This is a genomic window from Ureibacillus xyleni (assembly GCF_900217795.1).
Taxonomy (GTDB): Bacteria; Bacillota; Bacilli; order Bacillales_A; family Planococcaceae; genus Ureibacillus; species Ureibacillus xyleni.
In genome coordinates, this window is record NZ_OBMQ01000001.1 from 480,052 (window position 1) to 495,574 (window position 15,523).

At 35.7% G+C, this 15,523-nt stretch carries 15 protein-coding genes; 10 read left to right on the forward strand and 5 right to left on the reverse strand.

Annotation, left to right across the window (positions count from 1 at the left end):
• Positions 1 to 52: 52 nt before the first annotated feature.
• Positions 53 to 844 (forward strand): inositol monophosphatase family protein, encoded by a 792-nt coding sequence (locus tag CRO00_RS02200; RefSeq protein ID WP_097072005.1) that lies wholly within the window; start codon positions 53 to 55, stop codon positions 842 to 844.
• Between the two features lie 118 nt (positions 845 to 962).
• On the opposite strand, the gene CRO00_RS02205 is transcribed toward CRO00_RS02200, so the two are convergent.
• On the reverse strand, positions 963 to 1,148 hold the full coding sequence (locus CRO00_RS02205; protein ID WP_097072006.1) for a DUF5325 family protein: 186 nt from the start codon (positions 1,146 to 1,148) through the stop codon (positions 963 to 965).
• Positions 1,149 to 1,291: 143 nt separating this feature from the next.
• Here CRO00_RS02205 and typA point away from each other — a divergent pair, with 143 nt between their 5' ends.
• From typA to CRO00_RS02230, 5 genes are all read left to right on the forward strand, one after another.
• Entirely contained in the window at positions 1,292 to 3,136 is a 1,845-nt protein-coding gene (gene typA, locus CRO00_RS02210; RefSeq protein WP_097072007.1) for a translational GTPase TypA, read from the forward strand.
• Positions 3,137 to 3,180: 44 nt separating this feature from the next.
• The gene (locus CRO00_RS02215) at positions 3,181 to 3,564 is read left to right on the forward strand and encodes a YlaH-like family protein (protein WP_097072008.1); all 384 of its coding nucleotides are present in this window, start codon (positions 3,181 to 3,183) and stop codon (positions 3,562 to 3,564) included.
• Positions 3,565 to 3,759: 195 nt separating this feature from the next.
• Complete coding sequence (locus tag CRO00_RS02220; RefSeq protein WP_097072009.1) at positions 3,760 to 4,758, forward strand: ABC transporter substrate-binding protein; 999 nt, start codon at positions 3,760 to 3,762, stop codon at positions 4,756 to 4,758.
• Positions 4,759 to 5,520, forward strand: coding sequence for an ABC transporter ATP-binding protein (locus tag CRO00_RS02225; RefSeq protein ID WP_097072010.1), 762 nt, complete (start codon positions 4,759 to 4,761; stop codon positions 5,518 to 5,520).
• Entirely contained in the window at positions 5,510 to 6,304 is a 795-nt protein-coding gene (locus CRO00_RS02230; RefSeq protein WP_097072011.1) for an ABC transporter permease, read from the forward strand. Before CRO00_RS02225 ends, CRO00_RS02230 begins: the two co-directional genes overlap by 11 nt.
• Before the next feature lie 66 nt (positions 6,305 to 6,370).
• Here CRO00_RS02230 and CRO00_RS02235 read toward each other — a convergent pair whose 3' ends face one another.
• Positions 6,371 to 6,574 (reverse strand): YlaI family protein, encoded by a 204-nt coding sequence (locus CRO00_RS02235; protein WP_097072012.1) that lies wholly within the window; start codon positions 6,572 to 6,574, stop codon positions 6,371 to 6,373.
• A 15-nt stretch (positions 6,575 to 6,589) separates the two neighbouring features.
• On the reverse strand, positions 6,590 to 7,090 hold the full coding sequence (locus CRO00_RS02240; protein WP_097072013.1) for a hypothetical protein: 501 nt from the start codon (positions 7,088 to 7,090) through the stop codon (positions 6,590 to 6,592).
• 175 nt (positions 7,091 to 7,265) lie between these two features.
• Here CRO00_RS02240 and CRO00_RS02245 point away from each other — a divergent pair, with 175 nt between their 5' ends.
• The 3 genes from CRO00_RS02245 to pyc are packed head-to-tail and all read left to right on the forward strand — an operon-like array spanning position 7,266 to position 12,221.
• A complete protein-coding gene (locus CRO00_RS02245) occupies positions 7,266 to 7,547 on the forward strand; it encodes an Fpa/YlaN family protein (RefSeq protein WP_097072014.1) in 282 nt (93 codons plus the stop codon).
• A 58-nt stretch (positions 7,548 to 7,605) separates the two neighbouring features.
• Positions 7,606 to 8,784: an FtsW/RodA/SpoVE family cell cycle protein gene (locus tag CRO00_RS02250; RefSeq protein WP_097072015.1), complete on the forward strand. Its 1,179-nt coding sequence runs from the start codon at positions 7,606 to 7,608 to the stop codon at positions 8,782 to 8,784.
• 2 nt (positions 8,785 to 8,786) lie between these two features.
• A complete protein-coding gene (gene pyc / locus CRO00_RS02255; protein WP_097072016.1) occupies positions 8,787 to 12,221 on the forward strand; it encodes a pyruvate carboxylase in 3,435 nt (1,144 codons plus the stop codon).
• Positions 12,222 to 12,261: 40 nt separating this feature from the next.
• Here the strand turns inward: pyc and CRO00_RS02260 are convergent, their stop codons facing one another.
• Positions 12,262 to 13,194 (reverse strand): COX15/CtaA family protein, encoded by a 933-nt coding sequence (locus CRO00_RS02260; RefSeq protein ID WP_097072017.1) that lies wholly within the window; start codon positions 13,192 to 13,194, stop codon positions 12,262 to 12,264.
• Between the two features lie 393 nt (positions 13,195 to 13,587).
• A complete protein-coding gene (locus tag CRO00_RS20515) occupies positions 13,588 to 13,710 on the reverse strand; it encodes a hypothetical protein (RefSeq protein ID WP_272914301.1) in 123 nt (40 codons plus the stop codon).
• Positions 13,711 to 14,417: 707 nt separating this feature from the next.
• Here CRO00_RS20515 and coxB point away from each other — a divergent pair.
• Positions 14,418 to 15,491, forward strand: a complete 1,074-nt coding sequence (coxB, locus tag CRO00_RS02265) for a cytochrome c oxidase subunit II (RefSeq protein WP_097072018.1) — start codon at positions 14,418 to 14,420, stop codon at positions 15,489 to 15,491.
• Positions 15,492 to 15,523 lie beyond the last annotated feature (32 nt).

Consider the following 15,523-nt stretch of genomic DNA (forward strand, 5'->3'; position numbering starts at 1 on the left):
ACTACATTTTGGGTAAAGTGGATCGATGTTTGTTATATGAGGTGGGGGATTTATGGATTTAAAACTAGTAGATAAATTTGCAAAGGATATGATTTTCGAAGCAGGTAAAAAAATTCGCCAAGCGTTTTCGTATGATTTGAAAATTGAAACAAAATCTGGCGCAAATGATTTAGTAACAAATGTAGATCGAGAGACAGAAATTTTCTTTATCGAGAAAATAAAGGAATTCGATGCGACACATAAAGTGCTAGGTGAGGAAGGGATGGGGGAGAAAGTACATTCCCTAGAAGGTCCAGTATGGATTATCGACCCTATTGATGGCACAATGAATTTTGTTAAACAACATCGGCATTTTTTTATTACAATCGGATTTTATGTTGATGGTGTTGGAAAATTAGGGTACATATTTGACGTAATGAGAGAGGATTTATTTTGTGCAATTGCTGGTGAAGGGGCATGGTATAACGGTTCTCAATTACGAAAACTACAACCTTTAACAATTGAAGAAGCAGTGATTGGCATAAATGCAAGCTGGGTGACGCCAAACAATCATATTAATCACGAAAAAATCATTGACTTAGTTCATACAGTTAGAGGCACGCGTTCATATGGTTCAGCGGCAATGGAAATCGCATTTGTTGTAAGTGGGAAACTAGATGCATACATTTCTATGCGCTTAGCACCTTGGGATATCGGTGGAGGTATTGTCATTGCGAATGAAGTTGGAGCAATTGCAACGAATTTAAATGGTCTAGAGTGCGATCTTTTATTTGCAGATACATTTATTATCGCTAATCCTTACATTCACCAAAAAATCATTGAAGATTATATAGAAGAAAAATAAGTAATCCGCAGCTGCTTTAGTTGACTTGAAGCATCTGCGGATATTTTTACGAATTTATCGTATTAACTTGTGGAATGATAAGTATACAAGTTCATTTTTTCCTTAACAACCTGGGAATCTACAATAAACCCTGTTCCCTGAATTTACGCTTCATTTTAAAGCCCGTCATCATAACAGCACATAACGCAATAATTCCTACGATAACAGCAATAATTGATTTGAGCGCAATTGCATATCCGATAGAAATCATGGATAACATAGCGGCTACTGCAAAAATAAACATCACCATTTTTGCTCGATTCATGAGATTATGCCTCCTTATATATGTCGAAAATCATAAAGTTTATATAATATTGTTGAATTGTTAATATATGAAAAAGACATAAGTCTCTTCTTGTGCTATAATAACACAGTTAATCTTATGAAAAAAGAATATGGAGTGGAATAATGACAAAGTTACGCGAAGATTTACGAAATATCGCAATTATCGCCCACGTTGACCATGGGAAAACGACATTAGTTGACCAATTGTTAAAACAATCAGGTACTTTTCGTTCAAATGAACATGTAGAAGAACGTGCAATGGACTCAAATGATATAGAACGTGAACGCGGGATTACAATCCTTGCGAAAAATACAGCTGTAAACTACAACGGTACACGTATCAACATCCTAGATACACCAGGACATGCTGACTTCGGTGGAGAAGTAGAGCGTATTTTAAAAATGGTTGATGGTGTTTTATTAGTAGTTGATGCATATGAAGGGTGTATGCCACAAACTCGTTTCGTACTGAAAAAAGCACTAGAACAAAAATTAACGCCAATTGTGGTTGTTAACAAAGTCGATAAAGATTCAGCTCGTCCTGAAGAAGTTGTTGACGAAGTTCTTGATTTATTAATTGAATTAGGAGCAGACGAAGAACAATTAGAATTCCCAGTTGTTTATGCTTCGGGTGTAAATGGTACGGCTTCTCTAGATTCAGACCCATCTAAGCAAGAAGAAAACATGCAATGTCTTTTTGAAAAAATTATTGAAGCAATTCCAGCACCGCAAGATACACGCGAAGAACCATTACAATTCCAAGTTGCATTACTTGATTATAATGACTTCGTAGGTCGTATTGGAATTGGACGCGTGTTCCGCGGCACAATTCATGTAGGTCAACAAGTAGCTTTAATGAAACTTGATGGCTCTGTGAAAAACTTCCGTGTAACAAAATTATTTGGATTCTTCGGTTTAAAACGTGAGGAAATTCAAGAAGCATATGCTGGAGATTTAGTTGCAGTCTCTGGTATGGAAGAAATCAATGTTGGTGAAACAGTTTGTCCTGTTGACCATCAAGAAGCGTTAACACCATTACGTATTGATGAGCCGACACTACAAATGACTTTCGTAGTAAATAATTCACCTTTTGCTGGTCGTGAAGGAAAATGGATTACTTCAAGAAAAATTGAAGAACGTCTTCGCTCACAACTCCAAACAGACGTATCTCTACGTGTAGAAGATACAGATTCTCCAGATGCTTGGATCGTATCAGGCCGTGGAGAACTACATTTATCGATTTTAATTGAAAATATGCGTCGTGAAGGATACGAATTACAAGTATCAAAACCACAAGTTATTATTCGTGAAATTGACGGTGTAAAATGTGAACCAATCGAGCGTGTACAAATCGATGTGCCAGAAGAATCAGTGGGATCAGTAATTGAATCTCTTGGTAACCGTAAAGGCGAAATGTTAGACATGATCAATGAAGGAAATGGACAAGTTCGTCTAATTTTCATGGTTCCTGCTCGTGGTCTAATCGGATACACAACAGAATTCATGTCATTAACAAAAGGGTTTGGTATTATTAACCATACTTTCGATTCTTACCAACCAGTAGTAGCAGGACGTGTAGGTGGCCGTCACCAAGGTGCCCTAGTATCGATGGAAACAGGTAAAGCTTCTACTTATGGGATGATGCAAATTGAGGACCGTGGTACACTATTTGTTGAGCCAGGTACTGAAATTTATGAAGGTATGATCGTTGGTGAAAATAACCGTGATAACGATATTACCGTGAATATTACGAAAACAAAACAAAAAACAAACGTACGTTCAGCTACTAAAGATCAAACAAACGTAATTAAACGTCCGAAGATCTTAACGCTTGAAGAAGCATTAGAATTCTTAGATGATGATGAATATTTAGAAGTAACACCAGAATCAATTCGTTTACGTAAACAAATTTTAGATAAAAACGAACGTGAAAAATTAGCTAAGAAAAAGAAATACGCTGAACAGTAATTGCAAGAGTTGTTGTGGGGAAATGATGAAAGGTGTTGTGGAAGATGAACTTGTATAGCACATTAAACTTTATTCAAGCATCTGTACCTACGAACGCGAAGGATAATGAACTTGTGTTCGGTCGAATGGCAGGCATAACTCGATATTTATACGAAAATTTACCAAGCTATGAAGTTGCGGGCTATGTTGTATTTTTTTTAGTGTTTGTTTTATCTGCAATTGTCTTTAAACTTGGCTTTGCAAAAAACGATTTAACACTAGTAAAAAATATCATTATTTATATTTTCCTATTTGTAGGATGTATTGTCCTAACATTTTTAGCTTTATTCCTTCCAATGATTGAAGGGCTGATTGTTGCAGCATTAATATTAATTATTTATAAAACAAGATTATGGCGTGAAAAACGGGAACAAAAAAGCGCTAGCTAATCAATTAATTTAGCCGATCTCAACTTGAGGTCGGTTTTTTTATGTAATGAAAAATATTCCATTAAAATTAAAAAAGAAGGTACGTGGCTTTTCAGAGCAGGATAACGTTCTCCACTTTTCTAGGTATTCACACATTTTTCGACAAACGCATAATCTACTCTAGATGAAAAAGTACGATTTTAAGGAGGATAGGCATTGAAGAAGTGGGTGAAGTCTAGTTTCTTAGTGGTTTTGGCGTGTTTCGGTGTGATTTTACTCGCAGCATGTGGTGATAAAGAGGAGCTTCAAGATGTGAAAATTGGTGAAGTTACTCGTTCTATTTTCTATGCACCTCAATATGTAGCAATCACACAAGGCTTCTTTGAGGAAGAAGGTTTAAATGTTGAATTATCTACCATTGCGGGTGGGGATAAAACAATGACAGCATTACTTTCAGATGGAATTGATATCGCTCTTGTTGGTTCTGAAACATCCATTTATGTATCTGCTCAAGGTGCAAATGACCCAATAAAGAACTTTGCACAATTAACACAAACTGATGGAACGTTTTTAGTGTCCCGCGAGAAAATCGATAATTTCACATGGGATATGTTAAAAGGATCCACATTCCTTGGTCAACGTAAAGGTGGAATGCCGCAAATGGCCGGCGAATTTGTTCTAAAAAAACATGGGATAGATCCACATGCTGATTTAGAGTTAATTCAAAATATCGATTTTGCTAATATCTCAACAGCCTTTGCATCAGGAACTGGTGATTATGTACAATTGTTTGAACCAACTGCAAGTATTTTTGAAAAAGAGGGCATCGGTCATATAATTGCCTCTTTTGGAGAAGAGTCAGGTCATTTACCGTATACAGTATTTATGGCGAAAGATAGTTATATGAATGAAAATCCAGAAGTGATAGAGAAGTTCACACGTGCAATCCATAAAGCTCAAGATTTTGTCTATGAAAAATCTGCTGAAGAAGTGGCAAAAGCCATCTCACCTTTCTTTGAAGACACAGATCTCGAATTAATTGCAACAGTTGTTGAAAGATATCGTTCACAGGAATCATTTGCTAAAGATCCAATATTAGATGAAGAAGAATGGAACAACTTACAAAACATTATGGATGAAGCAGGGGAACTACCTAAACGTATGGATTATAACGAATTAGTGGATACAACCTTTGCAGAAGAGGTTTCGAAGTAAATGAACTTCTTAAATGTTAGCAAAGTACACCATACGTATTTCTCAAAAGAAGCAGCAACAGAAGCGTTACAAGATATTAATTTATCAATTAACAAAGGTGAATTTGTTTCATTTATTGGCCCGAGTGGATGTGGAAAAACGACACTTCTTTCAATTATTGCTGGATTGTTTCAACCTACATTAGGTACCGTGAAAATCGAGGGTCAAGATGTCTTTGAGAATGATGACCTCTCAATTGGTTACATGCTTCAACAAGATTACCTCTTTCCTTGGAAAACGATTGAGGAGAATATAACTTTAGGATTGAAACTGTTAAAAAAAGAAAACCATTCTATTGCTTCTAAGCTATTAAAAGATGTTGGGTTACCACCAGTAGAAAAGAAATACCCGAGAGAACTATCAGGTGGGATGAGACAACGGGTTGCTCTTGCAAGGACTCTTGCAGTTAATCCGAAAATATTACTACTTGATGAGCCGTTTTCTGCACTTGATTATCAATCAAAATTAAAACTAGAAGACTTAGTATCAGAAATGTTAAAAGAATATAATAAGACGGCTATTCTAGTAACTCATGATCTTGGGGAAGCGATTGCTATGAGTGATCGAATATTCTTGTTTTCGCCAAGACCAGGTAGACTTTATAAAACCTTCGAAGTACCTGAAGAAATAAGAAATTTAACTCCATTTGAAGCGCGCGGACATTCAAGTTATTCATCGCTTTTCCAGCTGATTTGGAAGGAGCTAGAAAGCCTTGAACAATAATAAATTACATCAACAGTTTATCGCGTCTCTTGTCAAAGAAAAAAGGTGGGTTCGATTTTATCAACTATTAATCTTAATTGCATTTTTCTCTCTATGGGAAATTGCTTCTAGTAATCGATGGATTGACCCATTAATTTTCAGTTCACCATCTAAAGTATATACACTATTTATTGATAATATTGCGGATGGTACTTTATTCACACACATTAGCTATACATTATTTGAAACTGTCTTAGGGTTTATTATCGGGACGTTACTTGGAACAATTTTAGCTGCAATCTTGTGGTGGTCGCCTTTTTTATCAAAGGTACTGGATCCGTATTTAGTAATACTAAATGCAATGCCTAAAGTGGCTTTAGGTCCAATCTTAATAGTAGCAATGGGTCCAGGTATGGGTTCGATTATTACAATGGGTGCAATAATATCCGTCATAATATCAACAATCGTTATTTATACATCTTTTAAAAATGTAGATGCAAACTATCTAAAAGTGTTACAAACTTTTAATGCAACTCGACTACAAATGTTTAAAGAAGCCATATTACCTGCATCCTTTCCAACAATTATTTCTACTCTAAAGGTAAATGTAGGTTTGTCTTGGGTCGGGGTTATTGTAGGAGAGTTTCTCGTTTCATCAAAAGGACTTGGTTATTTAATTATTTATGGATTCCAAGTGTTTAATTTCAATTTAGTGTTAATGTCGTTACTCATCATTGCCGTATTTGCAACCATTATGTATCAATTAGTGGAATTACTAGAGAAAAAATTAATAAAAAACGAATAATATAAAAATCCTTGAACTTTTATTTAAGAAGTTCAAGGATTTTTGTTTCCTAATTAATGAATTTAGTTAGAAATCCTCATCAATTGGCGAAGATGTTCGGAACAATCGAAAATTTCCAGTAGCTAGACGCTGTTCGGTTTTTAATGTAATTCGATCACGACATTGTTCACACATATATGTATGAATGGGACGATTTCGAAGTTTTTTTGCTAAAGGAGCGTCGTCGTCTAAATTATTTACTGAGTCACATATGACACATTTTACTCGCATCACAACTCCTCCAATCTATTCAACACGAATAGCAGATACATTTTTGATTGGATTATCAATATTAGAGCCATCAGAGAATAGAACGTGAACTGGCCCTCCATCAGTAATTGGTTTTCCATCTTGACTATACTTAAAAATAAGGGTATTCGCTTCTTCAATAGAGAAGGAATGTTCCTGACCATCTTTAAGTTCTAAGATAACACGCTCAGCATCACTTGTGATTTCAGCATTTTTTAGGAAATGTTTAATTTCCATACCAAAAGTACCTGTTTTCATTCCTTGGCGATCGAATTTTCGCTCGGTTTTTAATGTCGGTGGGAAAGTAGCGCCTTCCATAATTTCTCTGGACCAGTGAGCACCAGCTTTCTTTAAATAATCTAATTCTTCATCAACTTCTTCTGGGCGGTCGGTAAAATATGTGTTTAAATCTAATCTGCGGTCATCAAAAATCCATACAGTAGGATCGATCGTAATAGAATATTTAACTAATCCTTTAATAGGTATAATATTTTCCATTTTATTGCTCCCCCTAATCTATATACATAAATAGTATACCGCTTCTTGATATATTTAATAAAGAAATATAATCAAGTTTGGTGTTTTCATATGTATAGACTTGCAATTTTAATCACTAAAAGATAAACTTTATTAAGATAGAATAGAAGAAATATCAAATGATGGGGGCGTCCTCATGGATACGAAAAACCAAGCTTCCTACCAGGAAAGAGCTTTAGAGTTACTGTTATCGGATGCAGACAAAATTGCACGTTTAATAAAAGTTCAAATGGATCATTTAACAATGCCATCTTGTCCTTTATATGAAGAAGTATTAGATACTCAAATGTTTGGCTTATCACGTGAAATAGATTTTGCAGTTAAGCTAGGTTTACTTGATCGTGATCGTGGGAAAGAGATTCTTGATACATTAGAAAAAGAACTTTCATTATTACACGAAGCATATACAAACAAATAATAAAAAACTCAAACGCGTTTGGCGATTTGAGTTTTTTTTCTAAAATGGAGTTTTTACAATGAGAAAATATATAGCCTATTATGTAAGAAATTTTGATTATCCTTTATTTTTCACTTATATCTTTTTGTGTATATTTGGTTTGGTAATGATTTATAGTTCGAGTATAATTGTTAGTTTTGACAAAGATGGGACGGCTGACTTTTACTTTCGAAAACAGATAACAAATCTTTTAGTAGCATCTGTATTCTTTATTGTGGGTGCATTTTTCCCCTATAAACACTTTAGTAGTAAAAGACTAATGAAAATACTGTTATTTATCACTTTATTTTTATTCTTCTGGCTGTTAATCGACGGTAGTGAAGCTGGTGGGGCCAGAAGTTGGATTGATGTGTTTGGTATTACAATGTTCCAGCCTTCTGAATTTGCTAAACTGTTCATTATTATATATTTTGCAGGGGCCTTTTACCGCAAAAGTTTAAATAACCCAATGGAAAATTTAGAACCGAATAACATTGTATATCCAATAATAGTCTGGCTTGTTATTGTCTCATTTATTGCTACTGAAACAGATTTAGGCGCGATGTTAATTATTTCTGGTATTGCAGTGGCGGTTATTGCAGCTAGTGGTATACACATTAAAAAATTTATGAAGTTTTTAGTTGTTCTTGTCGTTTTTGGTTCGGCAATAATAGGAGCTGCTATACTCATTAAAGGTGACGAATTTTTAACACAAAACCGAATAGGTAGGATTAAGGCATTTTTAAATCCTTTCGAATATGAAACTGGTTCGAGTTATCAAATTATCAACGGTTATATCGCAATCGGATCAGGTGGACTAGAAGGTGTAGGTTTAGGACAATCCGTTCAAAAATTAGGCTATTTACCAGAACCTCAAAATGACTTTATTATGGCAATCATTGCTGAGGAATTAGGTATATTAGGTGTCATTATCGTATTAGGCGGCTTAGGATTTATTGTTTTCAGAGGGTTAATGATTGCTCTTAAAACGAAAGATCCTCTTGCTAGAATGCTAGCTTCTGGAATTGCTAGTTGGATTGCCATTCAAACTTTTGTAAACATAGGGGGATTATCGGGACTTATCCCGTTAACCGGTGTTACGCTACCTTTTATTAGTTATGGCGGAACATCTATATTACTTTTATCCATTGCTATGGGAATATTAATTAATATTTCTATGTATGTAAAACTAGAGCAGAGGAAAATCAAGGGGGACTAGTGTTGAGAAACATTCGTAAAATTTTAGTGGCAAACCGTGGTGAAATTGCGATTCGACTTTTCCGCGCATGCAATGAATTAAAACTTGAAACAGTTGCGATTTATTCAAGGGAAGACCAAGCTTCTTTCCATCGTTATAAAGCCGATGAAGCTTATATCGTAGGTGTTGGGAAAAAACCAATCGATGCCTATTTAGATATCGAGGGAATTATTGCGATTGCGAAACATGCAGAGGTAGATGCGATTCACCCAGGTTACGGTTTCTTATCCGAAAACGTTGAATTTGCTCGACGTTGTGAAGAAGAAGGCATTATCTTTATCGGACCAACTTCAGCACATTTAGACATGTTTGGCGATAAGGTAAAAGCCCGTGAACAAGCAATTGCCGCGAATATTCCAGTTATTCCTGGTAGCGATGGTCCTGTTGCTTCAGTAGAAGAAGTCGCTCAATTTGGTGCAAAAGTTGGCTATCCACTGATGATAAAAGCATCTCTTGGTGGTGGCGGACGAGGCATGCGTTTAGTTCATTCCGAAGATGAGCTAGCTTCAGCCTATGAGCGTGCCAAATCAGAAGCAAAAGCGGCATTTGGCTCTGACGAAGTTTACGTTGAAAAAGCAATTATTAAACCAAAACATATTGAAGTTCAAATTTTAGGGGATGCTTCTGGCAATATTGTTCACCTTTATGAACGAGATTGTTCCATTCAAAGAAGACATCAAAAAGTTGTGGAAATTGCACCATCTAATTCCATTTCACAAGATTTACGTAATCGAATTTGCCAAGCTGCTGTTCAGTTAATGGAAAATGTAGGTTATATCAATGCAGGTACGGTGGAATTTTTAGTATCAGGCGATGAGTTTTACTTTATTGAAGTAAATCCGAGAATTCAGGTAGAACATACCATTACAGAAATGATTACAGGAATCGACATTGTTCATGCACAAATTAAAATTGCAGAAGGACACCCACTTCACTCAGAGGAAGTTGGCATTCCGGAACAGAGTAAAATCCCATTATTCGGTTATGCGATTCAATCTCGTGTCACAACAGAAGATCCTGCTAACAACTTCATGCCAGATACCGGGAAGTTAATGGTATACCGTTCAAGCGGTGGTTTTGGTGTTCGTTTAGATGCCGGAAATGGCTTCCAAGGGGCCGTTGTGACTCCTCATTATGACTCGTTGCTCGTGAAAATCTCAACATGGGGCATGACGTTCCGTGAAGCGGCAGCGAAAATGGATCGAAACTTACGTGAGTTCCGTATTCGTGGTGTGAAAACGAACATTCCGTTTTTAGAGAACGTTGTATTGCATGAAAAATTTATTACGGGTGAATTTGATACAAGTTTCATAGACTCAACACCAGAACTATTTAATTTCCCAGTACGAAAAGATAGAGGTACAAAACTATTAAACTATATTGGGAATGTTACATTAAACGGTTTCCCAGGTGTTGAAAAGAAAGCGAAACCAATTTTAGTTCAACCAAATAAACCGAAAATTGATTTAAATACGGAAATTCCAGCAGGGACGAAACAAATTTTAGATGCGCGTGGAGCAGATGGATTAGTAGATTGGATTAAGGAACAGCAAGATGTCTTATTAACGGATACAACATTCCGTGATGCACACCAATCACTTCTTGCAACACGAGTTCGTTCTCAAGATATGTTCCAAATTGCCGATTACAATGCGAGAATGTTAAATGACTTCTTCTCCTTTGAACTATGGGGTGGAGCAACGTTTGACGTAGCTTATCGTTTCTTAAAAGAAAATCCATGGGCACGACTTGAGAAACTTCGTGAACAAATGCCAAATGTATTGTTCCAAATGCTTTTACGTGGTGCAAATGCAGTTGGCTATACAAACTATCCAGATAATTTAATTCGTGAGTTTATTAAAGAATCAGCCCAAACTGGAATCGATGTTTTCAGAATTTTCGATAGTTTAAACTGGATTAAAGGAATGGAAGTAGCCATTGATGAAGTGCGCCAAACACGAAAAATCGCAGAAGCGGCGATCTGTTATACTGGAGACATTTTAGATGACTCTCGAGGAAAGTATACTGTGCAATATTACAAAGATATGGCGAAAGCATTAGAAGCTAGCGGCGCGCATATTTTAGCGATTAAAGATATGGCAGGGCTTTTAAAACCAGAAGCAGCATATAGATTAGTATCGGAATTAAAAGAAGCGACAAATCTACCAATTCATTTGCATACCCATGATACAAGTGGAAACGGCATTTACACGTATGCCAAAGCTATTGAAGCGGGTGTCGATATTATTGATACCGCGTTAGGAGCGATGTCTGGTTTAACATCTCAGCCGAGTGCCAACTCATTATATTACGCAATGAAGGGCAATAAACGCCAAGTAAGAGCGAATATCGAGGCATTAGAACAATTATCTTATTACTGGGAAGATGTACGCAAATTTTACAGTGACTTTGAAAGCGGCATGAAGAGCCCTCATTCTGAAATATATGTACACGAAATGCCAGGGGGTCAATATAGTAACCTTCAACAACAAGCGAAAGCAGTTGGTTTAGGTGATCGCTGGGATGAAGTGAAGAAAATGTACTCGACAGTAAATATGTTATTTGGGGATATCGTTAAAGTAACACCATCCTCAAAAGTTGTAGGGGACATGGCATTATTTATGGTGCAAAATGATTTGAACGAAGAAAATATTTATACGCGTGGCATAAACATCGACTTCCCAGATTCAGTTGTGGAGTTGTTCCAAGGCTATTTAGGGCAAATTCCGGGTGGATTCCCAAAAGAGTTACAAAAGGTCATCTTAAAGAAACGTGAAGCTATCACGGTTCGTCCTGGTGAATTATTAGAACCTGTGAATTTCAAAAAACTCGAGGAAACACTAAAGGAAAAATTTGGACGCCCTGTATCAAATCAAGATGTACTAGCGTATGCGTTATATCCAAAAGTGTTTGAAGAATATATGCAAGCTACAGAATCATTCGGGGACATTTCAGTTTTAGATACACCAACCTTCTTATATGGGCTAAAACTTGGGGAAGAAATTGAAGTGGAGATTGAAAAAGGAAAAACGTTAATTGTGAAGCTGGTATCCATTGGGGAGCCACAACATGACGGCACACGTGTCATTTACTTCGAATTTAACGGTCAATCTCGAGAAGTAGTCATTCAAGATTTAACGGTGGAAGTGGACGGCAACATCGCGTTAAAAGCCGATCCAAGTAATCCAAACCAAATTGGTGCAACAATGCCAGGTACGGTATTAAAAGTTGTCGTTTCTAAGGGTAGCCCAGTTAAACGTGGCGATTACTTATTAATCACAGAAGCGATGAAAATGGAGACAACTGTTCAGGCACCAAAAGATGGTGTTGTAAAAGAAGTCTATGCTTCAGCAGGAGATGCCATTTCAACAGGTGATCTATTAATAGAGTTAGAATAATAAAAAGGGAAGTGGGCAATTTGCCGCACTTCCCTTTTTATTATTTAGATTTTCTTTCGTTTAATCCACTTCGATAATTGAGCATGATCATATAACAGAACAATCCAAACAGTAATGTAATAAACAATGAATGGAGTAAAGAAACCATTATGTTTAATTTAGTAAAGATACTTAGCATTCCTGTTAGTGATTGTAAAATGATAATGATGAAGGAGATAATCCATCCCCAATATATTACACGTTGATTTTTATAATGTTTAATTGCATGTATCATTATGTATGTAATCCATACAAAAATTAAAAGAACAGCAAATCGGTGTCCCATTTGTACCCACTCATACATATTACTTGGTAGTGCAATTCCATTTGTATTATTACAAAGTGGCCAATCTGGACAAACTAAACTAGATTGTGTATGGCGCACTAAAGCACCTGAATAAACAACGATGTAAGAATATAACGTTACACCTACTGTATGCCATTTTAACTTTTTGTCGATAAATACTTTGTCAGCATCAAATTTTGTATCAACTTCAAACACAATCATTGATAATAATAAAACTGATGCGAAAGATATTAATGAAATACCAAAATGTAGTGCAAGGATAAAGTCGCCTTGTCCCCATAATACTTGAGCTGCACCAATTAATGCTTGGGCAATTAAGAAGAAGATTGCTAAAAAGCCTAAAAATTTCACTTCGCGCATATGTCCTAAACTACGCCATGTCCAAATAACTAATAAGAGAACCAGTATAGATACTGAACCAGTAACTAAACGATGTGAAAATTCAATCAACACCTCAGTTGTAATTTCTTTTGGAATAAGAGAACCATTACAATCAGGCCAGTTACGCCCACACCCCATACCACTTTCTGTTTTCGTAACGAGTGCTCCTCCTAAAAGAATAAACAACATTCCTAAGGTTGTAGCTAAAGCAATCAATTTTAATAGTATACTTTGCTTTTGTTGCATGATCTTAGCCACCTACTTTTTATCTATAGAACTGTGTATTTTGCGTCCTAACTTTTATTATGATAGCGAATAAAAAGTTAAAAGACAACTTCAAACGGGATATGGGTTACGGGTGGTTTTTGTTTTTCACAAATTGTTCATAAATTCGTGCTTTTACTTTCACAAATCTTTTGTGAAAATGCTTTACTATATATATGTTCTTCTATAATTAGCTAACAGTGGGCAAATTCAGCAAACTTCATCGAAATTTTACTTAATGTCTAGAAATCACAGACAAATTTCGATATAGTTATTGTTAGCGGAATATGCTTACAAAAATGAAAGGGACGAGTAACAATTGGACGTGCTTTAAGCGATGCAGGTGTGGTCAGCTTTATATACTTCAAAAGACTTTCATGCACTTATAAAGATTGGGATTGTAAAATCGAAATTAATTATTGTGTTTCCAACAATTTCTGTTGTTGATAAACGGTTTGATTTTAACTTTACAATAACTCGATTTGATAATTTGTACATTGCTCGGAGCAGCGTTAATTATCGGTGGATCTGGTGCAATGATTAATAACATCGGTTAAGATATCGATCCAATTAATAATCAAAGGAAGTATGCTGATAATATCACGGCAATTTAAGTAACGTACCCATTTGGAATTCTCTTTTGATTTTATTGTAAGTGAAATTTTGTTTTAAACGGCAATTTTGAAAACTGCCGGCATGTGCGGACTTATTTGAATAATAGTAATTAAATTCTATATTCAATATGGGTTAAAAGAAGAGATGTTTTTGATAGTAAGTTGAGAATCCTTTACGAGACTAACTTTTTATGGGTAGTAATGAAACATTTCTGTGTATTGTTTTATGTATAGCAACCACAATATTCAAAAAGCACTTGCTATTTAATAATACATAGAATATCGTGGATAAAAAATACCAATGCTACTACTTGTATTAAAAGGTTAGGGCAAATTAATTAGGATTCCTTGCAATTTGTACTACTATCTATTAGCCGAACTTGTATTTTTACAATCTTTACTGTATTGAATGTAGGGTGGCTACTATTTAAGTTCATAATTTTAACATAAAAGATAGTATAAAAAGGTGATACTATTAATTGTGTTGAAAATGGAATTCCACTTACATTTATAAGAATTCCAATTGAACAAAACACGAAGGTCCTAGTTACACATGTAAATACAACAAAGAAAGAGGGGTTTTATTAAGCTATGATGAAAGGGCTAAAAAAATGGCGTCTGTTTTCGCTATTGGCGGTAATAACAGTATTCCTTTCTGCCTGCAGTGGTGAAGATTATATTTCTACACTAAAACCAGCGGGTGAAGTCGGACAAGATCAGTTTGACTTACTAATTTTCTCTATCTCAATTATGACGTTAGTTGTAGTAGTAGTTTCATTCCTTTATTTATACGCTTTTGCTAAGTTCCGCCGTTCAAAATTAGGCGAGAAACACATGCCAAAACAAGTAGAAGGAAGTCACACTCTAGAAATTATTTGGGCAGTGATTCCAATCGTTTTATTATTAATCTTATCAGTACCAACAATTCTTTCTACTTACAAATTTGCTGATGTAAAAGCAATGGATGAAGTTGATGAAGAAGGAAACAAAACAGCTTTAACAGTTAATGTTACTGCTAAATTATATTGGTGGGAATTTGAATATCCAGAGCAAGGAATTGTTACTGCACAAGAACTTGTAGTTCCTACAGGTGAAAGAGTTTACTTTAACTTAAAAGCTGCTGACGTTAAACACTCATTCTGGATTCCAGCTGTCGGCGGTAAAATGGATAACAACGTAGAAAACGTTAACAAATTCTGGTTAGAGTTTGGTAAAGAATCTGAAGGATTAAAAGACGGTGTATTCTATGGTAAATGTGCTGAGTTATGTGGTCCTTCACATGCATTAATGGATTTCAAAGTTAAAACTGTAGAACGTGCAGAATTTGACGCATGGGTTGCTTCTATGCAAGCTACTGAAGGTCAAACTGCTTCTGTAGATTCAACTGATTTAGGTGAAGCTACATTTGCTCAAAGTTGTTTAGGATGTCACGCAGTTTCAGGTGTAGGATCTACTGGAGCAATGGGTCCAAACTTAGCAACTTTTGCAGATCGTAACCGTGTAGCTGGTATTTTAGAACATAACAAAGAAAACTTAGAAAGCTGGATTGCAAATCCTGAAGAATACAAACCAGGTAACTTAATGACTGGTAAGTACTCAGAATTATCTCCTGAAGAGATTAGTGCAGTTGCAGACTATATTATGAGTTTATCTGTCGAAAAATAATTTGAACTTTAGAAACACTTGAAGGAGGTTAA